We start from the raw sequence: 25,956 nt of genomic DNA, 5'->3' as shown, positions 1-25,956 counted from the left end.
TCACAGCCCCGCCCGTACCGCGCCGGTACGGCTCAGGCCTCACAGCCCCGCCCGTGCCGGCGCGGGCGGTCAGGCCTGGGCCGCGCCTCCTGTCGCCTGGGGTGTCTTCGCCTCGGCGGGTTCCTCCGCCAGGAAGGCCACCACCGCGAGCGCGAAGACCAGGGCGAGCGTGAGGCCGACGATGACCCAGGCGGTGGGGTGGGACCAGAAGATGACGCCGGCGGCCGCCGCGGCGACGAGGATCCAGGTGATCCAGGTGCGGTAGCGCCGGACGAAGGGGCCCACCGGGCCGAGGCGCATGCCCGCGTGGTCGGCGGTGGCACGGGTGGCGGTGATGCCGGAGTGCCACAGGCCCCGGACGAGGACGGCGGGGCGGCTCGGGCCGGAGAGCCAGGCGGCGAGGGCGATCAGGATGCCGAGGACCGCGTAGGACCGCACCGAGGTGCGGAGGAAGCGGATCAGGGTGTCGTAGACGGAGCTCGCCGCGCCCGGGGAGACGTTGGCGGGCAGGGCGTTCAGGTAGACCGTGCGGAAGACGGTGAGGGCCACTCCGAGGACGATCGCGGCGAAGGCGACGCCGAGGGCCGCGGCCACCAGGGTGCGGCGGCGGTGCACGGCGAGCAGCACTCCGCCGACGACGAGCAGGATCGCGATCACCGGCAGCCACACGCCCATCGCCTGGAGCAGGGCGAAGCCGGTCTTCACCTTGCCGATGTCCTCGGACTTGACCACCGTGAAGTTGGTGTGGATCTCGGGGATCTTGGCCGCGACGTCCATCCCGGACGCGACGAGCCGTTCCTTCACGCGGTCGATCACGGGCGCCAGGTCGATGGTGACCGTGTCCGTCTCGATCTTCACGGCCCCCTCGTCGTTGCCGGTGAGGGCGCGGTCGAGGGAGGTGTGGATCGCCCGGTTGGCGTCGGTCCAGATCGTCTCGAACGCCGGGGAGGCGACGACGTCCTGGGCCCGCTCGTGGACGAAGCTGCCGACCGCGCTCTCCAGGGAGCCGCCCAGCTTGCCCAGGGCCTTGGCCGCCAGGGGCCGCTGGTCGGGGGCGACGCCCTCCAGGAGGGAGGCCAGGTCGATGTGCTCCATGACGGCGTTCGTCACCCGGGTCGCTACGGCCGCCTGGATGTCCGGGTCCGAGGCGAGCGGCTTGACCGTCTGCACGTACCGGTCGGTGTCGCCGACGAGGTCGGAGGTCCAGGTGGCGACGATGCCGAGCGGGACGAGGACGCAGCCGATGACGATCAGCAGGGCGGCGAAGAAGGAGCGGACGCGGTGGTGGCGCGGCGGGGCGGCCGCCTTCTCCGCTTCGAGGGCGGCCACCCGGGCCCGGAGTACGGCGAGTTCGTCACCACTGCCACCGGCCGCTTCGCTCATGACACCCACTCCTCATCACGGGACAATTCAGGGCAATTCTGCGAGAGGGTGGTGGTTCTGTCGCTCTGGGCAGCGCACTGGGGTGTACGCGATCATGCGGTCATGAAGCTGCGCTGCGCCGTACTCGACGACTACCAGGGGGCCGCCCTCGCCTCCGCCGACTGGAGCCCGCTCGCGGACCGCGTGGACGTCCGCGTGCTGCGCGAGCACCTGACGGACCGGGACGCGCTCGTCGCCGCCGTCGAGGACTGCGAGGTCCTCGTGGTGATGCGGGAGCGGACCCCGGTCGACACGGAGCTCCTCGCCCGGCTCCCCCGGCTCCGGCTGCTGATCACCTCCGGCATGCGCAACGCCTCGATCGACCTCGCCGCGTGCCGGGAGCGCGGCATCACCGTCTGCGGCACGGCCAGCAGCCCCGCACCGCCCACCGAACTGACCTGGGCCCTCCTCCTGGGCCTGGCCCGCCACGTAACGGCGGAGGCGCGGGCCGTACGGGAGGGCGGGCCGTGGCAGTCGACGGTCGGCGCCGACCTGGCGGGCCGGACCCTCGGCCTCGTCGGCCTCGGCAAGATCGGCGCCCGGGTGGCCCGGATCGGCCTGGCCTTCGGCATGGACGTGACCGCGTGGAGCCCGAACCTGACGGAGGAGCGGGCCGCGGAGCACGGCGTACGGCTCGCGAAGGACCGGCGGGACCTGCTCGCGGGCAGCGACTTCGTCTCGCTGCACCTGGTGCTCTCCGACCGCACCCGGGGCCTGATCGGGGAGCCCGAACTGCGGGCGATGCGCCCTGCCGCGTACCTCGTCAACACCTCCCGGGCCGGTCTCGTCGACGGCGCGGCACTGGTGCGGGCGCTGCGCGAGGGGTGGATCGCGGGGGCGGGCCTCGACGTGTACGAGACGGAGCCGCTGCCCGCGGACGACCCCCTGCGGACGCTGCCGAACGTCCTGGCCCTCCCCCACCTGGGCTATGTGACGGAGGGCAACTACGGGCGGTACTTCGGCGAGGCGGTGGAGGACATCGAGGCGTTCCTGGCGGGGGCGCCGGTCCGGGAGCTGGGCTGAGCGACTGCCCGGGGCCCGTCCGACACTTCACGTCGGACGGACCCCGGGCGCTACCCCAGGCTCGTACGGGCCAGGTCCAGGAACTCCGTTTCCGTCAGGCCCAGTTCGCGGGCCTCTGCCGCCGCCTCCCTGAGGCGGGCGATCAGGCGCGCCCGGTCGGGGGCCGTGGCGCCGGGGACGATCAGGGCGCCGCGGCCGCGCCGGAGTTCGATGAGGCCCTCCTCGCGGAGCCGCTGGTAGCCGCGGAGGACGGTGTGGACGTTGACGCCGAGCGAGTCGGCGAGTTCCCGGGCGGCCGGGAGGCGTTCGCCGGGGGCGGCGGAACCGTCGGCGAGGGCCCCGCGGACGCAGGCGGCGATCTGGTCGCCGAGGGGGACGGCGGAGGCCGGGTCGACACGGAAGAGCACGGTCAGACCTTCCCATGCCGTTCGGCCAGGGTGTTGAGGAGGGCCGCGGCGGTCCGCGCGTCCGGCACGGTGACGGCGAACTCGCGGCCGCCCGGCCGCCGTACGACGAGGGCCTCGCCGGACCGCAGCACCACGCCCGTCCGGTGCGCCCTGACGCGGTAGCCCCAGCCGCCGAAGTCGGTGAGGGCGTCGACGTCCCGGACGTCGGCTCCCGCGACCTCCGCGAGCGGCACCCGGATCCGGGGCCGGGGGGCGAGGGACGGCCGGACCGTGAGACCGCGCCGGTCGACCGTGACCCTGACCCGCGCCAGGGCGAGACCCGGCACGCCGACGACCACACCGAGGAGGCCGAGCAGCGCGGCCGGCCAGGGCGCGAGGAGCAGGACGGCCGGCGTGGCGGCGAGGGCGAGCACCGCGAGGGCGGTGAGCGGCCGGGAGGCGGTGGCGCGGGTCCAGCCGGCGACCTCGCTCGCGCCGAGCGGGAGGCGCGGGCCCTCCGTCGTACCGGCTTCGGCCTCCACCTCGGGGACGAGCCGGGTCAGGGCCCGTCCCACGGCCGCGAAGAGGGCCGCGACGGCCGCCGCGACGGTGAGGTTGGCGAGGGGCGAGGCGACCCCGGCCGCGTCGGCGGCGTCCAGGTTGTCCCGTACGAGAAGGACGAGGAGCGCGCCGGTGAAGCCGGCCGTCGCCCAGGCTCCCCACAGCGCGTTGCGGCGGACGAGGAGCGTCCAGCCGGCACCGAGGCCGAGGAGCAGGGCCGAGCCGACGGCGGTGAACGCGGTGCGGCCGGTGAAGCCGTCGGCTTCGCCCGCGGCGCCGAAGTGGGTGGCCATGGGGTCGGGGAGCCGGTCGTACCCGAGGGCGAGCACCAGCAGGTGGGCGGCGAGCGCGAGGACGAAGGGCAGCGCGGCGAGCGCGCGGAGACGAGGCGTGGCACGGTTCATGAAAACCTCCCTTGTTCGCACTCTACTAGAACAATGGAGCTTTTGGTCGGACGATCTTCGAGATGCGGGCTCCCCGAACGGGTTGTTCACTGGTCCAAACGCAGACGAATGGGGAGATCTTCATGCGCCGCCGGCCCACCACCCTCGCCGCCTTCACCGCGTTCGCCGCCCTCACCGCCGGGCTCGTCACCGGCTGCGGCGACGACAGCGAGCCGGACCCGCTGCGCGGTGAGCAGTGGGGCCTGGACTCGATGAAGCTGTCGGACGCCTGGCAGACCTCCAAGGGCGAGGACACCGTCATCGCGGTCGTCGACACCGGCGTCGACCTCGACCACCCCGACCTCAAGGGCCGGCTCGTCGACGGCTACGACTTCGTCGACAACGACGCCGAGCCCAAGGACCTCAACGGCCACGGCACCCACGTCTCCGGCATCGCCGCCGCCCACACCGACAACGGCATCGGGGTCGCGGGCGGCGCGCCCGGCGCCGAGATCATGCCGGTCCGGGTCCTCGGCGCGGACGGCAGCGGCAGCGACGCGAACATCACCAAGGGCATCGTCTGGGCCGCCGACCACGGCGCCGACGTCATCAACCTCTCCCTCGGCGAGTCCGGCCTGATGGCCCGCCTCCTCAAGGGCGGCATCCTCAACCAGGCCATCACACACGCCAACGGCAAGGGAGCGGTCGTCGTCGCCGCCGCGGGCAACGACTCCACCGCCCTCCAGCCGTACCGGGTCGACACCCCGGTCCTCGTGGTCAACGCCGCCGACGCGCACGGGAACCCCGCCTCCTTCACCAACTTCGGCGCGCAGAACGCCGTGTCGGCCCCGGGCGTCGACATCCTCTCGACCCTCCCGACGTACACGACGAAGGAGACCCTGACGAACACCTCGAAGTACGGGAAGCTGTCCGGCACCTCGATGGCCTCGCCGTACGTCGCCGCCGTGGCCGCGCTCCTGCACCAGGAGGGCCTGGACGCGGCCTCGATCATGCAGACGATCCGCGACACGGCCGCCAACCCGGGCCAGGCCCTCAAGCTGGGCCTCGGAAACGTCGACGCGGCGGCCGCCGTGCAGGCCGCCGCGTCGAAGGCCGCCGCCGCGAAGAACTAGGCGGTGTTGTGCGGGGTCTCCGCAGCGCCCTCCAGCGCCGCTCGTCAGCCCCGGTCGTCCGTGAGCGCCGCCCGCAGCGCCTCGGCGAACTCCGCCGGTGCGCCGTGCTGCCCGAACTCGCCGCCCAGGAAGCCGCCGTGGTGGCTCGGGAACACGGTGACCGGGATGCCGAGCCCCTCGGCGACACCGACCGCCGCCCGCGCGGCGAACGTGCCCTCGGACTCCTTGCCCGCGGCGACGACGATCCGGGTCGGCGCGGCGCGCAGGGCGGTGAAGTCGGGACGGTAGGAGGTGCAGCCGCGCATGTTCTGCCCGAGCAGCGGGTCGCCGCGCGAACCGTCGTCCTCGGCCGGCAGGCCGAACGCGGCCGGGTCGGGGGCGGGCTCCTCCGCCCAGTCCGCCGGGAACTCGCCCTGCCGGCTCGTCAGCGCGAGGAACTTGGCCATCGCGGGACCCCAGCCCTCCCGCAGATAGGTCGCGTGGACGTCCGCGCAGACCCCGAGGGCCGCCTCCCGGTCCGGGACGACCTGGGCCGTCGGCGGCTCGTGCGCGACGAGGGTGTGCACCAGGTCGCCGCGGCGGGCCACCAGCGCGAGGGCGTTGACCGCGCCGCCGCTGCTCGCGAAGACGTCGACGGGCCCGGCGCCGAGCGTCTCGATCAGCCGGGCCAGGTCGTCGGCGTGCTCCTCGGGCAGCGTCTCGGCAGCGCCGTCGGTGCGCTCGCTGCGGGCCACCCCGCGCGGGTCGTACGTCACGACGGTCCGGTCGGCGAAGTGGGAGGCGAGCGTGGTGAAGCCGCTCGCGTCCATGGGGGAACCGATCAGCAGCAGGGGACGCTCGTCGGTCCCGGTGCCGGGACGCACGTCGTAGCGCAGGGTCGCGCCGGTGGTGTCCAGGATCCGGGTGTCGGTCTCGGCCATGGTGATCTCCTCGGTGGTGGGCCTTTCAGGGGGTAGACCCCCGGCCCCACCGGAACTCATCGGTCCCGGGACCTCCGTGTCCGAGAAGTTCCTACGCTCCGCACTCGTGGTCGGCCGGGTCCACCACGACCCGGTCCAACAGGCCGCGCAGCACCGCCTGTTCGGCCTCGGTCAGGTCGCCGAAGAGCTCGCGCTCCGCCTCGCCCACGGCCGCGTCGACCCGCCCCAGGGCCGCCGCGCCGGCCGGGGTGATCTCCACGATGTGACGGCGCCGGTCGGCCGGATCGCGCCGCCGCTCGGCCAGCCCGTCGGCCTCCAACTCGTTCAGGATCGCGACCAGTTGGCTGGGGTCGACCTCCATCGCGGCGGCCAGGTCCCGCTGGCTCATCGCCCCGGGCGCGAGCTGCATCAGCGTCATCGCGTTCCTCGGGTGCAGTCCGGCGACGCCCAGGGCGGCGCGGATGCGCGCACCGGTGAGCTCGCCACGGAAGGAGAGGAGAAAGCCGAGGCGGTCGGACGGGAGAGCTGCCATGCACCCACCGTAACAGCGGCTCCATTGTGGAGCGCGGACAATCGTTGATAGCGTTCAACGATTGAATCACCCGGACCATTGGAGCCCCACCATGTTCATCGGCTATGCCGTCGTCGCCGCGCTGCTCGCCTTCGCGCTCTCCGCCTCCGCCTTCCTGACCTTCACCCGGAACCCGCAGATCGTCGGCAACATGACCAAGCTGGACGTGCCGGAAACCTGGCTGCCCTGGCTCGCGACGGCGAAGGCGGCGGGCGCGGTCGGACTGCTCGCGGGCCTCGTCGTGCCGGCGCTCGGCGGGGCGGCGGCCGTCGGCGTGATCCTCTACTTCGCCGGGGCCGTGATCTGGCACCTGCGCGCCAAGGACTACGCGATGGCGCCGGCCGTGGTCCTCACGGTGCTGCCCGTGGCCGCCCTGCTCCTGCGCGTCGCCTCGGCCTGAGCCCCACCGCTCCGAGCGCGCGAGACGGAACGTCTTGCGAAGGGCTCGACAATGGCATACCTTCGACGAAACGAGACGAGACGTCTCGTTTCTGTTCGGTGAGTGGCTGCGGCCACTCGGTCCTTGTCCCCGAGGTCAGGAGGTCGCCCTTGTTCCGTGCCCGATTCATCGACGTCACCAAGCGCTACGACGACCGGTACGTGCACAACCGGACCGTGCTCGACCGGGTCTCCCTCACCGTCCGCCCCGGCGAACGCCTCGGCGTCGTCGGCGACAACGGCTCCGGGAAATCCACCCTCCTCCGGCTCCTCGCCGGCCTGGAGACCCCCGACAACGGCACCGTGACCGTCGACGCCCCCGGCGGCCTCGGCCACCTCGCCCAGACCCTCGACCTCCCCGCGGCCGCGACCGTCGGCGACGCCGTCGACCACGCGCTCACGGAGATCCGGGAGCTGGAACGAGCCATCCGTACCGCCGAGACGGAGCTCGCCGCCACCGGCGACCTCGCCGGATACGCCGAGCTGCTCGCCGCGTACGAGGCCCGGGGCGGCGCCGGGGCCGACCGGCGCGTCGAGACCACCCTGCGGCGGCTCGGCGAGCCCGGCCCGCTCGACCGCGACCGGCCGCTCGGGACCCTCTCCGGCGGACAGCGCTCACGGCTCGCCCTCGCCGCCGTCCTCGCCGCCGAACCCGAACTCCTGCTGCTCGACGAACCGACCAACGACCTCGACGACGAGGCCGTCACCTGGCTGGAGGAACGGCTGCGCGCCCACCGGGGCACCGTCGTGACCGTCTCCCACGACCGGCTCTTCCTCGACCGCGTCACCACCGCCGTCCTGGAGGCCGACGAGGACCGCCACACCGTGCGGCGGTACGGCGACGGCTACACCGGCTACCTCACGGGCCGCGCCGCCGAACGGGCCCGCAGGCAGCGGAAGTACGAGGAGTGGAAGGCCGAACTCGCCCGCCACCGGGCCCTCGCCGACACGAACATCGACCGCTTCTCCGCGATCCCCCGCAAGGCCCCGGCCGCGTTCAGCGGCGCGGGCGCCTTCCGGGCCCGGTCACGGGCGCACGGCGCGATGAGCCGCATCCGCTCCGCCCGCGAGAAGCTCGCCCGGCTCACCACCCACCCCGTCCCCGCACCGCCGGAACCGCTCCGGTTCCGTACGGACCTGGCGGGCGAAGGCACGCCCGTCGACCTGACCGGCGTACGGGTCGACGGCCGGCTCCACCTCGACGCCCTCCACCTCGACCCGGGCGAACGCCTCCTGCTCACCGGGCCCAACGGCGCGGGAAAAACCACCCTTCTCCGGGTCCTGGCGGGCGAACTCGACCCGGACGCGGGCACGGTGACCGTGCCCGGCCGGGTCGGGCTGCTCCGCCAGGACACGGCCCCACCCCTCGACCCCCGTACGGTGGGCGAGGCCTTCGGAGAAGGCCGCGAGGACGAACTGCTCGCCCTCGGGCTCTTCGCGGCCCGGGATCTGACGACCCCGGTCCGCCTGCTTTCGACGGGCCAGCGCCGCAAGCTGGAACTGGCCCGACTGGTGTCGGCGCCGGTGGATCTGCTGCTCCTCGACGAGCCGACGAACCACCTGGCCCCTGGCCTGGTGGAGGAGATCGAGGCGGCGCTGGCGTCGTACCGGGGCACGCTGATCGTGGTCACCCACGACCGCCGCCTGAAACAGACCTTCCAGGGCCGCCACCTCGCCGTTGTGGGCATGCGTTCCGCCGGGGCGGAACGGGCGGGCACAACGGACCCGCGCCCTGCCGGCGCCAGAGGCTTCCGCGCCTGAACCCGCACCCGCAGGTACGGCGCCCCAGTGGTGCGGGTCCAGGCCCGGAACGCGGAGCCGCCGCTGAGCGCGCCGTCCCGTGTGCCCACCCGTCCCGCCCTGCGGGACAATTGCCCCCACGGGCGGGGCGCAGGCCCACACGGCGGGTGGCTTGAGGCCGGGGCTAGTCGTCGCCCTCCAGGTCGCCCTCCGTTTCCAGGAACACCTGCCGCAGCGCGGCCAGCGTCTCCGGGTCCGGCTTCTCCCACATGCCCCGCGACTCCGCCTCCAGGAGGCGTTCCGCGATGCCGTGCAGGGCCCAGGGGTTGGCCTCCTTGAGGAAGGCCTGGTTCGTCTCGTCGAGGACGTACTCCTGCGTGAGCTTGTCGTACATCCAGTCGGCGACGACCCCCGTCGTCGCGTCGTACCCGAAGAGGTAGTCGACGGTCGCCGCCAGCTCGAACGCGCCCTTGTAGCCGTGGCGGCGCATCGCCTCGATCCAGCGCGGGTTCACGACACGGGCGCGGAAGACCCGGCTGGTCTCCTCCACCAGCGTGCGGGTGCGCACGGTCTCCGGGCGGGTCGAGTCGCCGATGTACGCCTCGGGGGCCGTGCCCGTGAGCGCGCGGACGGTCGCGACCATGCCGCCGTGGTACTGGAAGTAGTCGTCGGAGTCGGCGATGTCGTGCTCGCGGGTGTCCGTGTTCTTCGCGGCGACGGCGATCCGCTTGTACGCGGTCTCCATCTCGGCGCGCGCCGGCCGGCCTTCGAGGCCCCGGCCGTAGGCGTAACCGCCCCAGACGGTGTAGACCTCGGCGAGGTCGGCATCGGTGCGCCAGTCGCGCGAGTCGATCAGCTGGAGGATGCCCGCGCCGTACGTTCCCGGCCGGGAGCCGAAGATACGGGTGGTGGCGCGCCGCTCGTCGCCGTGCTCGGCGAGGTCGGCCTGCGCGTGCGCCCGTACGTAGTTGTCCTCGGCGGACTCGCCCTCCAGGCCCGCGACGAGCCGCACGGCGTCGTCGAGGAGCCCGATGACGTGCGGGAACGCGTCGCGGAAGAAGCCCGAGATGCGCAGCGTCACGTCGACGCGGGGGCGGCCGAGCTCGGCGAGCGGGATCGGCTCCAGGCCGTTCACGCGGCGCGAGGCCTCGTCCCACAGCGGGCGGACGCCGAGCAGGGCGAGCGCCTCGGCGACGTCGTCGCCGGCGGTGCGCATCGCGCTCGTACCCCAGAGGGAGAGGCCGACGGAGGTGGGCCACTCGCCGTTGTCGTCGCGGTAGCGCGTGAGCAGCGAGTCGGCGAGCGCCTGGCCCGTCTCCCAGGCCAGCCGGGACGGCACGGCCTTCGGGTCGACGGAGTAGAAGTTCCGGCCGGTCGGCAGGACGTTGACGAGGCCGCGCAGCGGGGAGCCGGACGGGCCGGCCGGGACGAAGCCGCCGTTCAGGGCGTGCACGGCGTGGGCGAGCTCGTCGGTGGTGGCGGCGAGCCTCGGCACGACCTGGAGAGCGGCGAAGGACAGCACCTCGCGGACCTCGGGTCCGTACGCGGCGGCGACCGTGTCGATCGCGTCCACGGACCAGTCCGCGGCCTCCATCGCCTCGACCAGCTCGCGGGCCTTCGCCTCCGCCTCGTCGGCGGTGGTGCGGGTCGCGGCCGACTCGTCCAGGCCCAGCGCCTCGCGCAGGCCCGGCAGTGCCTGCGTACCGCCCCAGATCTGGCGGGCGCGCAGGATGGAGAGGACCAGGTTGACCCGGGCCTCGCCCTCCGGTGCGCCGCCCAGGACGTGCAGGCCGTCGCGGATCTGGGCGTCCTTGACCTCGCACAGCCAGCCGTCGACGTGCAGCAGGAAGTCGTCGAAGCCGTCGTCCTCGGGGCGTTCCTCCAGGCCGAGGTCGTGGTCGAGCTTGGCGGCCTGGATGAGGGTCCAGATCTGGGCGCGGATCGCGGGCAGCTTCGCCGGGTCCATGGAGGAGATCTGCGCGTACTCGTCGAGCAGCTGCTCCAGGCGCGCGATGTCGCCGTACGAGTCGGCGCGGGCCATCGGCGGGACCAGGTGGTCGACGAGGGTCGCGTGGACGCGGCGCTTGGCCTGGGTGCCCTCGCCCGGGTCGTTGACGAGGAACGGGTAGATCAGCGGCAGGTCGCCGAGGGCCGCGTCGGGGCCGCAGGCGGCGGAGAGGCCGGCGTTCTTGCCGGGCAGCCACTCCAGGTTGCCGTGCTTGCCCAGGTGGACCATGGCGTCGGCGCCGAAACCGCCGTCCTCGGCGCGGGCGGCGATCCAGCGGTAGGCGGCCAGGTAGTGGTGGGACGGCGGGAGATCGGGGTCGTGGTAGATCGCGATCGGGTTCTCGCCGAAGCCGCGCGGCGGCTGGATGAGGACGAGGAGGTTCCCGCGCCGCAGTGCGGCGAGGACGATGTCGCCCTCCGGGTTGCGGGAGCGGTCGAGGAACATCTCGCCGGGCGCCGGGCCCCAGTGCTCCTCGACCTGCTCGCGGAGCTCGGCGGGCAGGGTCGCGTACCAGCGCTTGTAGTCGGCGGCCGGGATGCGGACCGGGTTCTTCGCGAGCTGTTCCTCGGTCAGCCAGTCCTGGTCGTGGCCGCCGGCCTCGATGAGGGCGTAGATCAGCTCGTCGCCGTCGCCGGAGACCAGGCCGGGGAGCTCGGCCTCGGGCCCGAAGTCGTAGCCCTCGGCGATCAGGCGGCGGAGCAGGGAGACGGCGGAGGCCGGGGTGTCCAGACCGACGGCGTTGCCGATGCGGGAGTGCTTCGTCGGGTACGCGGAGAGGACGAGCGCCAGCCGCTTCTCGGCGTTCGGGATGTGGCGGAGCCGGGCGTGCCGGACGGCGATCCCGGCGACGCGGGCCGCGCGCTCGGCGTCGGCGACGTACGCGGGCAGACCGTCGGCGTCGATCTCCTTGAAGGAGAACGGGACGGTGATGAGCCGGCCGTCGAACTCGGGCACGGCGACCTGGCTGGCGGCGTCGAGGGGGGAGAGGCCCTCGTCGTTCTCCTCCCAGTTCGCGCGCGAGCCGGTCAGGCACAGGGCCTGGAGGATCGGCACGTCGAGCGCGGCGAGCGCGCCCGCGTCCCAGGCCTCCTCGTCGCCGCCGGCCTGCGCCTCGGCGGGCTTCGTACCACCGGCGGCGAGGACGGTCGTGACGATCGCGTCGGCTCCCCGCAGCGTCTCGACGAGCTCCGCCTCGGGGGCGCGCAGGGACGCCACGTACAGCGGGAGGGCCCGCGCGCCGGCGTCCTCGATCGCGCCGCACAGGGCGTCGACGAAGGCGGTGTTCCCGCTCATGTGGTGGGCGCGGTAGTAGAGCACGGCGACGGTCGGCCCGTCGGTGTCCTTCGCGACCCGGTCCAGCGGGCCCCAGGTGGGGGCGGCCGCCGGGGCCTCGAAGCCGTTGCCGGTGAGCAGGACGGTGTCGGAGAGGAAGCGGGCCAGCTGCTCCAGGTTGGTCGGACCGCCGTGCGCCAGATAGGCGTGCGCCTCGGTGGCGACGCCGACGGGGACGGTGGAGGCCTCCATCAGCTGGGCGTCGGGGGCCTGTTCGCCGCTGAGCACGACGACCGGCTTTCCGGCGGCGAGGACCGTGTCGAGCCCCTCCTGCCAGGAACGGAGCCCGCCGAGGAGCCGGACGACGACCAGGTCGACGCCGTCGAGCAGGGCCGGGAGGTCGGCGAGGGGGAGACGGGAGGGGTTGGCGAAGCGGTACGCGACCGCTCCCTCGGCCTGGGCGGCGTTGGCCGCGCGGGCGCTGAGCAGGTCGGTGTCGGAGTGCGACAGCAGCAGGAGCATGGCGAGCTCAGGCCCTTCCTCGGGGTTGTCCGCGCCCCGGGTGGTCGTATGGACGGCGGGAGTTCCTGACTCACCCGTCCCCTCACGGGTACGGGCTCACAGTGGCGGGACCGCGCCGGATTCTCACCGGGCTTCCTCCCCGGGGTCCTGGGACCCCATGCCGATCTGCATCCTAGATCGTGGCGTAGGCGGGCCCCAGGGAGCGGCGGGGTCGACCGGATCACACTCGGTGGCCGGCCGGTTCCCCGTGGGTATGCTCGCCGCCATGCCGCCCACCCCACCCCCGACGCCCGAGCCGGGCGAAGTTCGCATACGGGACCGTGGCGACGCCTGCCCCGGGGCGCTGCGCCTGCACCCCGCCGACGACGGACGCCTGGCCCGACTGCGCCTGCCCGCAGGGCGACTGACGGCCCGTCAGGCCGAGGTGCTGGCCCGCGCCGCCGAGACCCTCGGCGACGGACGGATCAGCATCACCTCGCGCGGCAACGCCGAGCTGCGCGGCCTCGCCGAGGACTGCGGGGCGGAGCTCGCGGCCCTCCTGGCCGGGGCGGGCCTGCTGCCCTCCCCCACCCACGAGCGCGTCCGCAACATCCTGGCCTCGCCCGGGGCGGGACTCGACGGACTCGGCTCCGCGGACGTGCAGTTGTGGGCCCGGGCGCTGGACGGCGCCCTGTGCGCCGAACCCCGGGCGGCGTCCCTTTCGGGACGGTTCCTGTTCGTCCTGGACGACGGGCGCGGGGACGTCGCCGGACTCGGCGGCGATGTGAGCTTGATCGCAGGACCGGACGGGTCCGTCCTGTTGTGGCTCGGCTCCCGGGTCTTCCGGCTCGCCGCCGCCGACGCCGTCCGGGCCGCCCTCACCGCCGCCCTCGCTTTCCTCGACGCCGCCGAGGCCGCCGGGAACGGGGCCTGGCGGCCGCACGAGCTGCCCGAGGAGCACGTGCCCGACTGGGCCGGGGCCCTCGCGCGGGCCGGGATCGCGGCGGAGCCCGTACCCGTACCGCCGCTTCCGGTGTCCCCGCCGCCCGCGCCCGGGCCGCTCGGCGACCGCGCCCTGCACGTCCTCGCCCCGCTCGGCCGGCTCACCGCCGCCCAGCTGCGGGCCCTGGCCGAGGGTGCCGACGAACTGCGGCTCACGCCGTGGCGGGGCGCGGTCGCCACCGCGGACCCCGCGCGACTCCCCGCCCTCGCGTCGTACGGGCTGATCACCCGCCCCGACGCCCCCGGCGCCGGCGTCACCGCCTGCACCGGACGCCCCGGCTGCGGCAAGTCCCTCGCCGACGTCCGGACGGACGCGCTGGCCGCGCCCCCGGGGCCGCTGCCCGTGCACTTCTCCGGGTGCGCGCGCCGCTGCGGGCACCCGCACGGCGCCTGGATCGAGGTCCTCGCCACCGGCGACGACACCTACCTGGTGGACGACGTCCCCACCCCCCGCACCTCCCTGACCGCAGCAGTCGCGGCGGCCCGCAGCCTGCCCCACACGAGATGAGCGAGAGCACCAGGATGTTCGACTACGAGAAGGACGGGACGGAGATCTACCGCCGGTCCTTTGCCACCATCCGCGCCGAGGCGGACCTCGCGGGCCTGCCCGCCGACGTCGCCCAGGTGGCGGTCCGGATGATCCACGCCTGCGGCATGACCGACCTCGTGCAGGACATCGCCCACTCGCCGCAGGTCGTCGCGAACGCCCGCGCCGCCCTCCGGGCCGGCGCCCCCATCCTCTGCGACGCCCAGATGGTCGCCAGCGGCGTCACCCGCAAGCGGCTGCCCGCCGACAACGAGGTGCTCTGCGCCCTCTCCGACCCGGCCGTCCCCGGCCTCGCCGCCGAGCTCGGCACCACCCGCTCGGCCGCCGCCCTCGAACTGTGGCGGGACCGCCTCGAAGGCTCCGTCGTCGCCATCGGCAACGCGCCGACCGCCCTCTTCCACCTCCTGGAGATGGTCGCGAAGGGCGCGGGGAAGCCCGCCGCCGTCCTCGGCATCCCGGTCGGCTTCATCGGCGCCGCCGAGTCCAAGGACGCGCTGGCCGAGAACACCCTCGGCCTCGACTACCTGGTCGTACGGGGCCGGCGCGGCGGCAGCGCGATGACGGCCGCCGCGATCAACGCCCTCGCCCACGAAGCGGAGATCCAGGCATGACCACCGTGACCGGAAAGCTGTACGGGGTCGGCCTCGGCCCCGGCGACCCGAACCTGATGACGGTCGCCGCCGTGAAGGCCATCGCCTCCGCCGACGTGATCGCCTACCACTCGGCCCGCCACGGCCGCTCGATAGCGCGTTCCATCGCCGCCGAGCACATCCGCGAGGACCACATCGAGGAGCGGCTGATGTACCCGCTCACGGTGGAGACCACGGACCACCCGGGCGGCTACCGGGGCGCCCTGAACGACTTCTACGAGGAGGCCTCGGCCCGGCTCGCCGCCCACCTCGACGCCGGCCGCACCGTCGCCGTCCTCGCCGAGGGCGACCCGCTGTTCTACGGCTCGTACCAGCACATGCACAAGCGGCTCGCCGACCGCTACGACACGACCGTCATCCCCGGCGTGACCTCCGTCAGCGCCGCCGCCGCCCGGCTCGGCGAGCCGCTGTGCGAGGCGGAGGAAGTCCTCACGATCATCCCCGGCACCCTGCCGGAGGACGAGCTGACGGCCCGCCTCGCGGGCACCGACTCGGCGGTCGTGATGAAGCTCGGCCGCACGTTCCCGACGGTGAAGCGGGCGCTTGAGCGGGCGGGCCGGCTGGACGACGCCCGGTATGTGGAGCGGGCGTTCATGCAGGGCGAGCGCACGGAGCAGCTGACGGACGTGGACCCCTCCTCGGTCCCGTACTTCTCCGTCGCGGTCCTCCCCTCCCGTGTCGACCAGGAGCCTCCCGTACGGGAGACGGGCGAGGTCACCGTCGTCGGCACCGGCCCGGCCGGGGCACCCTGGCTCACCCCCGAGTCGCGCGGCGCGCTCGTCAACGCCGACGTCCTCGTCGGCTACACGACGTACCTCGACCGGGTCCCCGTCCTCCGCCCCGGCCAGATCCGGCACGGCTCCGACAACAAGGTCGAGTCCGAGCGCGCCGAGTTCGCCCTCGACCTGGCCCGGCGCGGCCGGAAGGTCGCGGTCGTCTCCGGCGGCGACCCGGGCGTCTTCGCCATGGCGACGGCGGTCCTGGAGGTGGCCTGCGAACCGGAGTACGCGGACGTTCCCGTACGGGTCCTCCCGGGGGTCACCGCCGCCAACGCGGCGGCAGCCGCGGCCGGCGCCCCGCTGGGCCACGACTACGCCACCATCTCCCTCTCCGACCGCCTCAAGCCCTGGGACGTCATCGAGGCCCGCCTCCGCGCGGCGGCCGGCGCCGACCTCGTCATCGCCCTCTACAACCCGGGCTCCAAGTCCCGCACCCACCAGGTGGCCGCCGCCCGCGACCTCCTCCTCGAACTCCGCGCCCCGGAGACCCCGGTGGTCGTCGCACGCGACGTCGGCGGCCCCGAGCAGTCCGTCCGGGTGCTGACCCTGAAGACCCTGGACCCCTCCGAGGTCGACATGCGCACCCTCCTCCTGATCGGCTCCTCGCAGACACGCGCGGTCGAACGGGGCGACGGCCGCACGATCACGTGGACGCCGCGGCGGTACGGCTGAGATCCGATGCATGAGATCCGAGGTGGGGGCGGGACAACCTTGCCCCCACCTCGTGAGTCACACAGGTGTTCACCTGTTGCACCTGCTTCACGTAGGTCCGGAAAGGGCCCTCTCCCTGTGATGACGCGTACCCGGCTGAGCGCCCTGGCCGTCACGGCCGCGCTCGCCGCCTCCGGCGGTCTCCTGACCGCCACCCCGGCCACCGCGGCCGTCAGTTGCGCGGCGCCCGCGTGGAAGGCGGAGTACTTCCCCAACCCCACCTTCACCGGCACGCCCAAGCTGACCACCTGCGACAGTGCGATCGCCGAGAACTACGGCTACGGCGACCCGGCCGGCGTCACCCTGCCCGTGGACAACTTCTCCGTCCGCTGGTCGGTGACCCGCGACTTCGGCTCCGGCGGCCCCTTCACCCTCACGGCCGAGGCCCAGGACGGCATCCGCGTCAACGTCGACGGCGTGCGCAGGATCGACCTGTGGAGGAACGTCTCCACCACCCAGAAGAAGACGGTCGACCTCACGATCCCGTCCGGACGCCACACCATCACGGTGTACTACGCGGCCTGGACGGGCGCCGCGAACGTCAAGTTCGGCTATGCGCCCCGCACTTCGGCGACCGTGGACAAGGTGCGCCCGCTCGCGCCGACCGGCGTCACCGTCGCGTACGACAAGGCCCTCAACCAGGTCACCCTGCGCTGGGCCCCCAACAAGGAGATGGACCTCGGCGGTTACCGCGTCTACCGGCGGCCGAACACCTCCACCACCTGGGCGCGAAGCAGCACGACGACCCTGATCACCGGCACGTCCTTCGTGAACCACCCGCCCGCCACCGGGCAGAGCTTCCTCTACGAGATCCGGGCCGTCGACAAGGCCGGCAACGAGTCCCCGGGCTCCGCCGACCTCCCCGTCACCTCGGTCGACAAGACGCCGCCCCTCGCCCCCTCCGTCATGCTGGACGCCTGCCCGGACAACCTGCCCTACGCGGCCCCCGAACTCGTCACCACCGCGGCGAACGGGGCCGACATCGCCTGGTACGAGGCCCAGCGCCAGAACCCGCTGACCGGCGCCTGGACCACGGTCCACTCCGGCGCCAAGGGCGCCTTCTGCGACACCGGCCAGCCCGCCGACGGCAGCAAGGTCACCTACCGGGGCCGGGCCCGCGACGCCGCCGGGAACTGGTCCGCGTACTCGCCCGCCACCACCGTCACGACCTCGGATCTGACGCCCCCGGCGCCCGTCACCGGCGCCCGCGTCGACCACCGGTCGGGCGTCCCCCACCTGACGTGGGCCCCCGTGGCCGGGGCCGCCTCCTACCAGGTCTTCCAGTACGACCCGGCGACCGGCGGCCAGCTGAACGCCCTGCCCACGGGAGACACCACGACGGCGACCGACGTCGTGCCGCGCCAGTCGGTCGCGGTCGCCGACAGCTACCGGTACGCGGTGCGGGCCCTCGACGCGAAGGGCAACGCCGCCGCCCCGGTGGAGATCACGCTGTCGATGGCCGAACGGGCCGAGTCCATCCCGCCGTTCCGTACGACGGCGACCAGGACGGACGGCGGTGTGTACATCTGGTGGCTCGGCGCCGACCCGTGGACCGTCGACCAGGCCCCCCTTCCCACCTACCGGATCATCCGCACCGACACCGCGACCGGCGAGACCGGCGTCGTCGCCGGATGCAAGCCCTTCACCTCGGACGACCAGCCGCTCACGGACCCCGAGGTGAGCTGGACGTGGGCCGACGACACCGTTCCCGCGTACGCCGGCCGGAAGATGATCGACGGCCGCTGCCGGGACGTCCAGGGCAAGTCCGAGACGACCTACGAGTACCGGGTCGTGACGATCGACCGGTACGGACACGCGTCGCAGCCGGGACCCGCCGCCACGGCGACCACCCCGGACACCGAGCGCCCGGCCCCCGTCCTGAACCTGGCCGCCGAACGGATCCCGCTCGGCGTCCACCTCACCTGGACCCCGCCCGCCGACGACGACGTCCAGGGCTACGCGGTGTGGCAGAGCACCACCGACCCCGCCACCGGTGAGACGTCCTGGAAGAGGAACTGCTGGTGGGGCAGCTCCATGACCAAGACCGAGATCCTCTGCCCGACGATCCCCGACGGCCGTGAGCACGCCTACCGGGTCGCCGCCATGGACGCCTACGACCCGGACCCCCAGCTGGAGGGCCTCCACCCGGCGGAGATCACCGTCACCCTGCCGGACACCCGGCCGCCGGGCTGGACGAGCACCGAGATCGGTGAGTCCAACTACCCCGGCATCGACCGGTGGTGCTCCGACGGATCCGCCGTCCCCTGCGGGACCGCCACCCAGTACCGCGTGGAGCGCTGGGACCCGGCCACAAGCACCTACACCATCCTCACCACCGGCGCCGTGAGCAGTGCACCGGGCACCTACTACGACACGTCGGTGCACGAGGACCTGCGGGGCCTCTACTACTACCGGGTGGTCTTCACCGACCCCTCGGGCGCCGACGTCTCCGTCCGGGAACAGGCGTACGGAATCTGGGCCTCCTGGCTCTGACGGACCTCTACCGCAGCACCCAGGCGGCGGCCTCCTCCGGGGTCGCCGCCGTCCGTACCCCCTCCGGGACCGGGGGGCGGCGGACGACCACGACCGGGAGGCCCGCCTCGCGGGCCGCGGTCAGTTTCGGGGACGTCGCCGCGCCGCCGCTGTCCTTCGTCACCACGACGTCGATCCGGTGCCGGGCGAGGAGCTCCCGCTCTCCGTCCAGGGTGAACGGCCCCCGGTCGAGGAGGAGCTCGGTGCGGGCCGGCATCGGGGCGTCCGGGGCGTCCACCGAGCGGACCAGGAACCACTGCGGGCAGTCGGCGAAGGCCGCGAGGCCCATGCGGCCCGTCGTCAGGAAGACCCGGTCGCCGAGGCCGTCCAGGGCCCGCGCCGCCTCCTCCAGGGACCTCACCGAGCGCCAGTCGTCGCCCTCGACCGGGCCCCAGCCGGGGCGGCGCAGGGCCAGCAGGGGAACATGGGCGGTGGCGGCCGCCCCGGCCGCGTTGAAGCTGATCCGCTCGGCGAAGGGATGGGTGGCGTCGATGACCGCGTCCACGGCGTGCTCCCGCAGCCACGCGGCGAGCCCCTCCGGCCCGCCGAAGCCGCCGATCCGGACCTCCCCGGCCGGCAGCCGCGGGCTCGCCACCCGCCCCGCGAGGGAGCTGGTGACCCGGACCCGGCCGTGCAGCAGTCCGGCGAGGGCGCGGGCTTCGGTGGTCCCGCCGAGAATGAGTACGTGCACAGGAGCCTCTTCGTGAGTACAGGCGGCGGGCGTGAGGCCCAACTCAAGCACACCGGCCTGCGCCCGGGCTGGACGACCGGTGCCTGCGCGACGGCGGCCACCACCGCCGCGTACACCGCCCTGCTCACCGGCGACTTCCCCGACCCGGTGACGATCACCCTGCCGAAGGGCCAGACGCCGTCCTTCGCGCTGACCGCCGAGTCCCTGTCGGGCGGCTCCGCCATGGCCGCCGTCGTCAAGGACGCGGGCGACGACCCCGACGTCACGCACGGGGCCGTGATCCGCTCGACGGTACGGCTCCTGCCGGCCGGCTCCGGCGTCGTCTTCCGCGCGGGCGAGGGCGTCGGCACGGTGACCCTCCCGGGCCTCCCCCTGGATGTCGGCGAACCCGCCATCAACCCCGTCCCCCGGCAGCTGATGCGCGAGCACGTGGCGGAGGTCGCCGCCCGGCACGGAGGAAGCGGCGACGTCGAGATCACCGTCTCCGTCGACAACGGCGCCGAGATCGCCCGCTCCACCTGGAACCCCCGCATCGGCATCCTCGGCGGCCTGTCGATCCTCGGCACGACCGGCGTCGTCGTCCCGTACTCCTGCTCCGCCTGGATCGACTCGATCCGCCGGGGCGTCGACGTGGCCCGCGCGGGCGGCCTCACCCACGTGGCGGGCTGCACGGGCTCGACGTCGGAGCGCACGGTCACGGAGATCTACGACCTCCCCGAGATCGCCCTCCTCGACATGGGCGACTTCGCGGGCGCCGTCCTCAAGTACATCCGCCGCCACCCCGTCGACCGGCTCACGATCTGCGGCGGCTTCGCCAAGCTCTCCAAACTGGCCGCGGGCCACCTGGACCTGCACTCGGCCCGCTCCCAGGTCGACAAGGCCTTCCTCGCGGACCTGGCCCGCACGGGCGGCGCGTCGGAGTCCCTGACCGCCGAGATCGCCGAGGCCAACACCGGCCTCGCCGCCCTCCGCCTCTGCGAGGCCGCCGCCGTCCCCCTGGGCGACCTGGTCGCCGCCCGGGCCCGCGACGAGGCCCTGGCCGTCCTGCGCGGCGCGCCGGTCGCAGTGGACGTGATCTGCATCGACCGCGCGGGGACGGTCGTGGGACGTTCGTCGGTGGCGGGGCCGTAAACCGCACGACAGCGCGGCGACCGCGCATCGAGAATCCGGGGATGACCGACTTCTCGTACAAGCCCACCCTCACCGGTGACCTGGTGGTGCTCCGTCCCGTCACCGAGGCGGACGTGCCCGCGCTGCTGCCCCTGTTCGAGGACCCCGAAGTCACCCGGCTGACCGGGAGCCACACACGCTTCGACGAGGCGACGCTGCTGAAGTGGTACGGCTCGCGGGCCGCGCAGGGCGACCGGCTCGACCTGGCCGTGGTCGAGCGGGCGACCGGGCGGGTCGTCGGCGAGGCCGTCCTCAACGAGTGGGACCCCTCCAACGAGAGCTGCGCCTTCCGGATCGCCTTCGTCCCGGACGCCGTCGGCCGGGGCCTCGGCACGGAGGCGACCCGGCTGATCGTCGGCCACGGCTTCGAGACGCTCGGCCTGTACCGGATCTGGCTGGAGGTGTACGCCTTCAACCCCCGCGCCCGCCGCGCGTACGAGAAGGCCGGCTTCCGCGCGGAGGGCGTGCTGCGGGGCGCACTGCTGTGGGAGGGGGAGCGGGTGGACGCGACGGTGATGTCGGTGCTCGCCCCGGAGTGGGCCGGGGCCCGTCAGGCCGTCGGGTAGCCGATCTCCGCGATGTCCTCGGCCAGGTCGGCGAGGGGCGCCTCCGGGTTGAGGGCCGCCACCAGCTCCGGCGTCAGCGGGCGCAGGGCCAGGACGTGGCGTACGGCCTCGATGTCGACCGGCTGCTCGTAGTAGTCGGACGCCCATGCGGCGTACGCCTCCGCCGAGCGGTCCATGAGCAGGTGGAGGAGGCGACCGGAGCCGTCCGGGTCCTCGTGGCCGTCCAGGTCCGGGAAGGCGACCGGCCCGGTCCGCCAGGCCGTGTCCGTGGCCTCGCGCCACAGGCAGGCGGTGGTCACGTGCACCCCGTCCTCGTCCGTGAACGCCGGCTCCGTCAGGTACTCCCGGAAGGCCTCCGGGACCCCGTCGAGCACCCCGGGCCAGGTCTGCCCGTCCGCGAGCGGCCCGTACGGGCTGATCGGCGACTCGTGGTCGAAGACGCGCGCGTACGCCCCGGCCGGCGACAGGACGATCGTGTACTCGCTCCCGGAGCCGTCGCGCATCGACGCCAGCTGCTCCGTCTCCGACCAGTGCGCGTCGAAGGAGTAGTACCGGCCCTCCCACTCCGGGCTCAGCACGGCGTCCAGCATCGCGAGCCCCCGGGAGTGGTCGCGCAGTTCCTCGATGCCCGGCAGCGCCCGGGCCACGTCGTCAACAGTCACGTGTCCATGAGACAGCACGGCACCGACAGCCGACATGCGGCCCCCTGGTCACGAACCTAGGCTTACGAGCACCAGCCCCCCGAGCGAGAGGGAGTCCGTCCCATGGCGAAGCGCGGCAACAAGAAGCGGGCCCGCAAGAAGAAGAAGGCGAACCACGGCAAGCGGCCCAACGCCTGAGGCGTCGGGCCGGGGTCGGGACCGTCAGCAGGTGTGGCGGTCCCTCGCCGGGTCGTACAGGTGGCTGTCGCGGAACTCCGAGGCCGCGAGCGTACGGCCGACGATGATCACCGCCGTCTTCGTGATGCCCGCCGTCCGCACCTGCTCCGCGATGTCGTCGAGGGTGCCGCGCAGGATCACCTCGTCCGGCCGGCTGGCCATCGCGACGACGGCCGTCGGGCAGTCGGCACCGTAGTGGGGGACCAGCTCGGAGACGATCCGGTCGATGTAGCGGGCGCCCAGGTGCAGGACGAGCAGGGCGCCGCTGCGGCCGAGGGTCGCGAGGTCCTCGCCCTCCGGCATCGGGGTGGCCTGCTGGGCGATGCGGGTGAGGATGACCGTCTGGCCGACGGTCGGGACCGTCAGCTCCCGCTTCAGCGCCGCCGCGGCCGCCGCGAACGCCGGGACGCCCGGCACGACCTCGTACGGAATCCCGGCCGCGTCCAGGCGGCGCATCTGCTCCGCGACCGCGCTGAAGACCGAGGGGTCGCCGGAGTGCAGCCGGGCCACGTCCTGGCCGGCCTCGTGCGCGGCGGTGATCTCCGCGACGATCTGGTCGAGGTCCAGCTTCGCCGTGTCGACGAGCTTCGCGTCCGGCGGGCACTCCGCGAGGAGCTCCGTGGGGACGAGCGAGCCCGCGTACAGGCAGACCCCGCACGTAGCGAGGGTCCGCGCGCCGCGCAGGGTGATGAGGTCGGCCGCGCCGGGCCCCGCGCCGATGAAGTAGACGGTCATGAGTCGGTAGAACCCTTCGTTACGGACCACTGCGTGACGGGCATGGCCTGGCGCCAGCCGGTGAAGCCGCCCACGGGCACGGCGGTGGAGACGGCGAGCCGGACCAGTTCGCCGCCGTGCCGGCGGTAGCGGTCGGCGAGCAGCGCCTCGGATTCCAGCGTCACGGTGTTCGCGACGAGCCGGCCGCCGGGCGGCAGGGCCTCCCAGCAGGTGTCGAGCAGACCGGGGGCGGTGAGGCCGCCGCCGATGAAGATCGCGTCGGGGGTCTCCAGGCCCGCCAGGCCCGCCGGTGCGGCGGCCGTGACGACCCTGAGGCCCGGGACGCCCAGCGTGTCGGCGTTGCGGGCGATGCGGGCGGCCCGTTCCGGGGACCTCTCGACCGCGATCGCCCGGCAGGAGCGGTGGGTCCGCATCCATTCGACGCCGATGGAGCCGGAGCCGCCGCCGACGTCCCAGAGGAGTTCGCCGGGGGCCGGGGCGAGGGCGGCGAGGGTGGCCGCGCGCACGTACCGCTTGGTGAGCTGGCCGTCGTGCTCGTACGCCTCGTCGGGGAGTCCGGGCACGGCGCCGAGCCGCAGGGCGTCCGGGTCGCGCACGCAGTCGAGGGCGAGGACGTTGAGGGCGTCGGTCCGCTCGTGGGGCCAGTCGGCGGCGGTTCCGTCGAGGAGCCGCTCGGCGGGGCCGCCGAGCTGTTCGAGGACACGGATCCGGGTGCCGCCCCAGCCGGTCGTGCGCAGCAGCTCCGCGACGCGTGCGGCCGTGCCGGCGCCTTCGCTGAGGACGAGCAGGCGGCGGCCGTCGTGGAGGGCGCCGGAGAGCGCGGCGAGGGGCCGGGCGACGAGCGAGACCGTCTCGGTGGCCTCCAGCGGCCAGCCGAGGCGGGCGCAGGCGTACGAGACGGAGGACGGGTGCGGGTGGATGTCCAGGTCCCGGGCGCCCCCCGCCTCGGTGAGGGTGCGGGCGATGCCGTGGAAGCTCGGGTCTCCGCTGGCGAGGACGGCGGTCGCGCGGCCCTCGTGGGCGGCGAGCAGTCCGGGGACGGCGGGGCGGAGGGGGGAGGGCCAGGTGATCCGCTCGCCGGGGCAGTCGGCGGCGGGGAGGAGGTCCAGCTGGCGGGGGGCGCCGATGAGGACCTCGGCGGCGCGCAGGACCCGGCGGGAGCTCTCGGGGAGCCCGTCCCAGCCGTCCGCGCCGATCCCGACGACCGACACCACCGATATCGCAGCGTTCACGTCGGGGACTCTACGTGAGGGTCGCAGGTGGGCGGCACGTGGCGGCCCTCACTTCTGGGCGTTCTGCCCGACGTAGAAGAGCAGCCAGACGAAGCCGGCGAAGGCGTGTGTGGCGAAGACGTACACGAAGACGCGGAGCATCACGCCCCGCTCTTTCCAGCGTTCGTTGTCGTGCGCCTTCTCGGTCATGGGGTCCAGGGTACGGGCGTCCGGGCGGGCCGGGCGCGGGCCGGAAGGGGGGTGCCGGGCGCGGGTCGGAAGGGGGGTGCCGGGCGCGGGCCGGAATAGGGGAGGGGGTCGCACCGTTGGACGTGATGGTTTAAGATTCAACCAACAGGCCGCAAGGCAGACACCGCGAGAGGTGAGCACGATGCAGTTCGGGATCTTCACCGTCGGCGACGTGACGACCGACCCCACCACCGGCCGCACCCCCAGCGAGCACGAGCGCATCAAGAACACCGTCGCGATCGCGCTCAAGGCCGAGGAGGTCGGGCTCGACGTCTTCGCGACCGGCGAGCACCACAACCCGCCGTTCGTCCCGTCCTCCCCGACGACCCTCCTGGGGCACATAGCCGCCCGCACGGAGAACCTGATCCTCTCCACCTCGACCACCCTCATCACCACCAACGACCCGGTGAAGATCGCCGAGGACTACGCGACCCTCCAGCACCTCGCCGACGGCCGCGTGGACCTGATGATGGGCCGCGGCAACACCGGCCCGGTCTACCCGTGGTTCGGCCAGGACATCCGCCAGGGCATCCCGCTCGCCATCGAGAACTACGCGCTCCTCCACAAGCTGTGGAGGGAGGACGTCGTCGACTGGGAGGGCAAGTTCCGCAGCGCCCTCCAGGGCTTCACGTCCACCCCGCGCCCCCTCGACGGCGTCCCCCCGTTCGTCTGGCACGGCTCCATCCGCTCCCCCGAGATCGCCGAACAGGCCGCCTACTACGGCGACGGCTTCTTCGCGAACCACATCTTCTGGCCCAAGCAGCACACCGAGAAGATGGTCCGCCTCTACCGGCAGCGGTACGCGCACTACGGCCACGGCACCCCCGAGCAGGCCATCGTCGGCCTCGGCGGCCAGGTCTTCCTGCGGAAGAACTCGCAGGACGCGGTACGGGAGTTCCGCCCGTACTTCGACAACGCCCCGGTCTACGGCCACGGTCCCAGCCTGGAGGAGTTCAGCCGCGAGACCCCGCTGACCGTCGGCTCCCCGCAGGAGGTCATCGAACGCACCCTGTCCTTCCGCGAGTACGTCGGCGACTACCAGCGCCAGCTGTTCCTCGTCGACCACGCCGGACTGCCCCTCAAGACGGTCCTGGAGCAGCTCGACATCCTCGGCGAGGAGGTCGTCCCGGTGCTGCGCAAGGAGTTCGCGAACCTGCGGCCCGCCGGCGTACCGGAGACCGCCCCGCTCCACCCCGCCGTCACCCGCACCACCGAGGAGGTCTGAAACCCATGCAGACGTTGAAGCTGGTCGCCGTGTCGGCCGGACTGAGCTCCCCCTCCTCCACCCGGCTGCTCGCCGACCGGCTGCTCCAGGCGGCCCGGTACCGGCTGGCCGAGCAGGAGTACGCCGTCGACGTCCAGGTCGTCGAACTGCGCGACCTGGCCGTCGACATCGCGAAGAACTTCGTGACGGGCTTCCCGTCGGGCGCGCTCCAGGAGGCGATCGACACGGTCACGTCCGCGGACGGCGTCATCGCGGTGACCCCGGTCTTCACCGCCTCGTACAGCGGCCTGTTCAAGTCCTTCTTCGACCTGATCGACCCGACCGCGCTGAGCGGCACCCCGGTCCTCATCGGCGCGACCGGCGGCACGGCCCGCCACTCCCTGGTCCTGGACCACGCCCTGCGCCCCCTCTTCGCCTACCTCCGCGCCTCCGTCTCCCCCACCGCCGTCTACGCGGCCTCGGAGGACTGGGGCTCGGGCGGCGACGAGTACACGGAGGGGCTGCCGGCGCGGATCACCCGGGCGGGCAACGAGTTCGCGGACACCGTCGCGGCGCGGCCGGCCCGGCGGACCGACGAGGAGGAGATCATCCCGTTCGAGAAGCAATTGGCGGATCTGCGCCTGGACTGACCGCTTTTGTTACGTTGGCCCCC

24 protein-coding genes and 1 riboswitch are annotated in these 25,956 nt (G+C 73.7%); of the genes, 13 read left to right on the top strand and 11 right to left on the bottom strand.

What is annotated here, in order from left to right:
* Positions 1-69: 69 nt before the first annotated feature.
* Positions 70-1,383: a hypothetical protein gene (locus ACF07V_RS30560; RefSeq protein ID WP_392158914.1), complete on the bottom strand. Its 1,314-nt coding sequence runs from the start codon at positions 1,381-1,383 to the stop codon at positions 70-72.
* A 102-nt stretch (positions 1,384-1,485) separates the two neighbouring features.
* Between ACF07V_RS30560 and ACF07V_RS30555 the strand changes: the two genes are divergently transcribed.
* The gene (locus ACF07V_RS30555) at positions 1,486-2,445 is read left to right on the top strand and encodes a D-2-hydroxyacid dehydrogenase family protein (RefSeq protein WP_392158913.1); all 960 of its coding nucleotides are present in this window, start codon (positions 1,486-1,488) and stop codon (positions 2,443-2,445) included.
* A 50-nt stretch (positions 2,446-2,495) separates the two neighbouring features.
* On the opposite strand, the gene ACF07V_RS30550 is transcribed toward ACF07V_RS30555, so the two are convergent.
* Positions 2,496-2,852 (bottom strand): GntR family transcriptional regulator, encoded by a 357-nt coding sequence (locus ACF07V_RS30550; RefSeq protein WP_392158912.1) that lies wholly within the window; start codon positions 2,850-2,852, stop codon positions 2,496-2,498.
* A 2-nt stretch (positions 2,853-2,854) separates the two neighbouring features.
* Complete coding sequence (locus ACF07V_RS30545) at positions 2,855-3,796, bottom strand: DUF1648 domain-containing protein (protein WP_392158911.1); 942 nt, start codon at positions 3,794-3,796, stop codon at positions 2,855-2,857.
* Positions 3,797-3,918: 122 nt separating this feature from the next.
* On the opposite strand from ACF07V_RS30545, the gene ACF07V_RS30540 reads away from it, so the two are divergent.
* Positions 3,919-4,908: a S8 family peptidase gene (locus tag ACF07V_RS30540; protein ID WP_392158910.1), complete on the top strand. Its 990-nt coding sequence runs from the start codon at positions 3,919-3,921 to the stop codon at positions 4,906-4,908.
* Positions 4,909-4,952: 44 nt separating this feature from the next.
* Here ACF07V_RS30540 and ACF07V_RS30535 read toward each other — a convergent pair whose 3' ends face one another.
* Positions 4,953-5,828 (bottom strand): alpha/beta fold hydrolase, encoded by an 876-nt coding sequence (locus ACF07V_RS30535; RefSeq protein WP_392158909.1) that lies wholly within the window; start codon positions 5,826-5,828, stop codon positions 4,953-4,955.
* Between the two features lie 91 nt (positions 5,829-5,919).
* Positions 5,920-6,360: a MarR family winged helix-turn-helix transcriptional regulator gene (locus tag ACF07V_RS30530; RefSeq protein ID WP_392158908.1), complete on the bottom strand. Its 441-nt coding sequence runs from the start codon at positions 6,358-6,360 to the stop codon at positions 5,920-5,922.
* Positions 6,361-6,451: 91 nt separating this feature from the next.
* Between ACF07V_RS30530 and ACF07V_RS30525 the strand changes: the two genes are divergently transcribed.
* Together ACF07V_RS30525 and abc-f are read left to right on the top strand one after the other, a co-directional pair.
* Positions 6,452-6,799: a DoxX family protein gene (locus tag ACF07V_RS30525; RefSeq protein ID WP_392158907.1), complete on the top strand. Its 348-nt coding sequence runs from the start codon at positions 6,452-6,454 to the stop codon at positions 6,797-6,799.
* 149 nt (positions 6,800-6,948) lie between these two features.
* The gene (gene abc-f, locus ACF07V_RS30520; RefSeq protein WP_392158906.1) at positions 6,949-8,598 is read left to right on the top strand and encodes a ribosomal protection-like ABC-F family protein; all 1,650 of its coding nucleotides are present in this window, start codon (positions 6,949-6,951) and stop codon (positions 8,596-8,598) included.
* Between the two features lie 163 nt (positions 8,599-8,761).
* On the opposite strand, the gene cobN is transcribed toward abc-f, so the two are convergent.
* Positions 8,762-12,379, bottom strand: a complete 3,618-nt coding sequence (gene cobN / locus ACF07V_RS30515) for a cobaltochelatase subunit CobN (protein ID WP_392158905.1) — start codon at positions 12,377-12,379, stop codon at positions 8,762-8,764.
* 40 nt (positions 12,380-12,419) lie between these two features.
* Positions 12,420-12,553: riboswitch (cobalamin riboswitch) on the bottom strand.
* Between the two features lie 79 nt (positions 12,554-12,632).
* Here cobN and ACF07V_RS30510 point away from each other — a divergent pair.
* The 4 genes from ACF07V_RS30510 (at position 12,633) to ACF07V_RS30495 (ending at position 18,540) form a co-directional block, all read left to right on the top strand.
* Positions 12,633-13,868 (top strand): cobalamin biosynthesis protein CobG, encoded by a 1,236-nt coding sequence (locus ACF07V_RS30510; protein ID WP_392158904.1) that lies wholly within the window; start codon positions 12,633-12,635, stop codon positions 13,866-13,868.
* A complete protein-coding gene (locus tag ACF07V_RS30505; protein WP_392158903.1) occupies positions 13,865-14,518 on the top strand; it encodes a precorrin-8X methylmutase in 654 nt (217 codons plus the stop codon). Before ACF07V_RS30510 ends, ACF07V_RS30505 begins: the two co-directional genes overlap by 4 nt.
* Positions 14,515-16,008 carry a precorrin-2 C(20)-methyltransferase gene (locus ACF07V_RS30500; RefSeq protein WP_392158902.1) on the top strand — a complete coding sequence of 498 codons (1,494 nt, stop codon included), beginning with the start codon at positions 14,515-14,517 and terminating at the stop codon, positions 16,006-16,008. Before ACF07V_RS30505 ends, ACF07V_RS30500 begins: the two co-directional genes overlap by 4 nt.
* A gap of 120 nt (positions 16,009-16,128) precedes the next feature.
* Positions 16,129-18,540 (top strand): PA14 domain-containing protein, encoded by a 2,412-nt coding sequence (locus ACF07V_RS30495; RefSeq protein WP_392158901.1) that lies wholly within the window; start codon positions 16,129-16,131, stop codon positions 18,538-18,540.
* A gap of 7 nt (positions 18,541-18,547) precedes the next feature.
* Here the strand turns inward: ACF07V_RS30495 and ACF07V_RS30490 are convergent, their stop codons facing one another.
* Positions 18,548-19,270 carry a cobalt-precorrin-6A reductase gene (locus ACF07V_RS30490; RefSeq protein WP_392158900.1) on the bottom strand — a complete coding sequence of 241 codons (723 nt, stop codon included), beginning with the start codon at positions 19,268-19,270 and terminating at the stop codon, positions 18,548-18,550.
* 12 nt (positions 19,271-19,282) lie between these two features.
* Here ACF07V_RS30490 and ACF07V_RS30485 point away from each other — a divergent pair, with 12 nt between their 5' ends.
* Positions 19,283-20,401 (top strand): cobalt-precorrin-5B (C(1))-methyltransferase, encoded by a 1,119-nt coding sequence (locus tag ACF07V_RS30485; protein ID WP_392158899.1) that lies wholly within the window; start codon positions 19,283-19,285, stop codon positions 20,399-20,401.
* Between the two features lie 41 nt (positions 20,402-20,442).
* Positions 20,443-21,006 carry a GNAT family N-acetyltransferase gene (locus ACF07V_RS30480; RefSeq protein WP_392158898.1) on the top strand — a complete coding sequence of 188 codons (564 nt, stop codon included), beginning with the start codon at positions 20,443-20,445 and terminating at the stop codon, positions 21,004-21,006.
* On the opposite strand, the gene ACF07V_RS30475 is transcribed toward ACF07V_RS30480, so the two are convergent.
* A complete protein-coding gene (locus ACF07V_RS30475; RefSeq protein WP_392158897.1) occupies positions 20,991-21,704 on the bottom strand; it encodes a hypothetical protein in 714 nt (237 codons plus the stop codon). The two genes, ACF07V_RS30480 and ACF07V_RS30475, sit on opposite strands and share 16 nt — an antisense overlap.
* A gap of 66 nt (positions 21,705-21,770) precedes the next feature.
* Here ACF07V_RS30475 and ACF07V_RS30470 point away from each other — a divergent pair, with 66 nt between their 5' ends.
* Positions 21,771-21,845 (top strand): 50S ribosomal protein bL37, encoded by a 75-nt coding sequence (locus ACF07V_RS30470; RefSeq protein ID WP_099895366.1) that lies wholly within the window; start codon positions 21,771-21,773, stop codon positions 21,843-21,845.
* Between the two features lie 24 nt (positions 21,846-21,869).
* Here ACF07V_RS30470 and cobM read toward each other — a convergent pair whose 3' ends face one another.
* From cobM to ACF07V_RS30455, 3 genes are read right to left on the bottom strand one after another with little or no spacing between them, the layout of a single operon-like run.
* A complete protein-coding gene (gene cobM / locus ACF07V_RS30465; protein ID WP_392158896.1) occupies positions 21,870-22,619 on the bottom strand; it encodes a precorrin-4 C(11)-methyltransferase in 750 nt (249 codons plus the stop codon).
* Positions 22,616-23,851: a precorrin-6y C5,15-methyltransferase (decarboxylating) subunit CbiE gene (gene cbiE / locus ACF07V_RS30460; protein ID WP_392158895.1), complete on the bottom strand. Its 1,236-nt coding sequence runs from the start codon at positions 23,849-23,851 to the stop codon at positions 22,616-22,618. Before cbiE ends, cobM begins: the two co-directional genes overlap by 4 nt.
* Before the next feature lie 48 nt (positions 23,852-23,899).
* Entirely contained in the window at positions 23,900-24,040 is a 141-nt protein-coding gene (locus ACF07V_RS30455; RefSeq protein WP_392158894.1) for a DUF6126 family protein, read from the bottom strand.
* A gap of 181 nt (positions 24,041-24,221) precedes the next feature.
* Between ACF07V_RS30455 and ACF07V_RS30450 the strand changes: the two genes are divergently transcribed.
* Together ACF07V_RS30450 and ACF07V_RS30445 are read left to right on the top strand one after the other, a co-directional pair.
* A complete protein-coding gene (locus ACF07V_RS30450) occupies positions 24,222-25,304 on the top strand; it encodes an LLM class flavin-dependent oxidoreductase (protein ID WP_392158893.1) in 1,083 nt (360 codons plus the stop codon).
* A 5-nt stretch (positions 25,305-25,309) separates the two neighbouring features.
* On the top strand, positions 25,310-25,933 hold the full coding sequence (locus tag ACF07V_RS30445; RefSeq protein WP_392158892.1) for an FMN reductase: 624 nt from the start codon (positions 25,310-25,312) through the stop codon (positions 25,931-25,933).
* The last annotated feature ends 23 nt before the right edge of the window (positions 25,934-25,956 follow it).

The organism is Streptomyces sp. NPDC015661 (genome assembly GCF_043077765.1).
In the GTDB taxonomy this organism is placed as follows: Bacteria; Actinomycetota; Actinomycetes; order Streptomycetales; family Streptomycetaceae; genus Streptomyces.
This window is presented reverse-complemented; position numbering and strand designations above follow the sequence as displayed.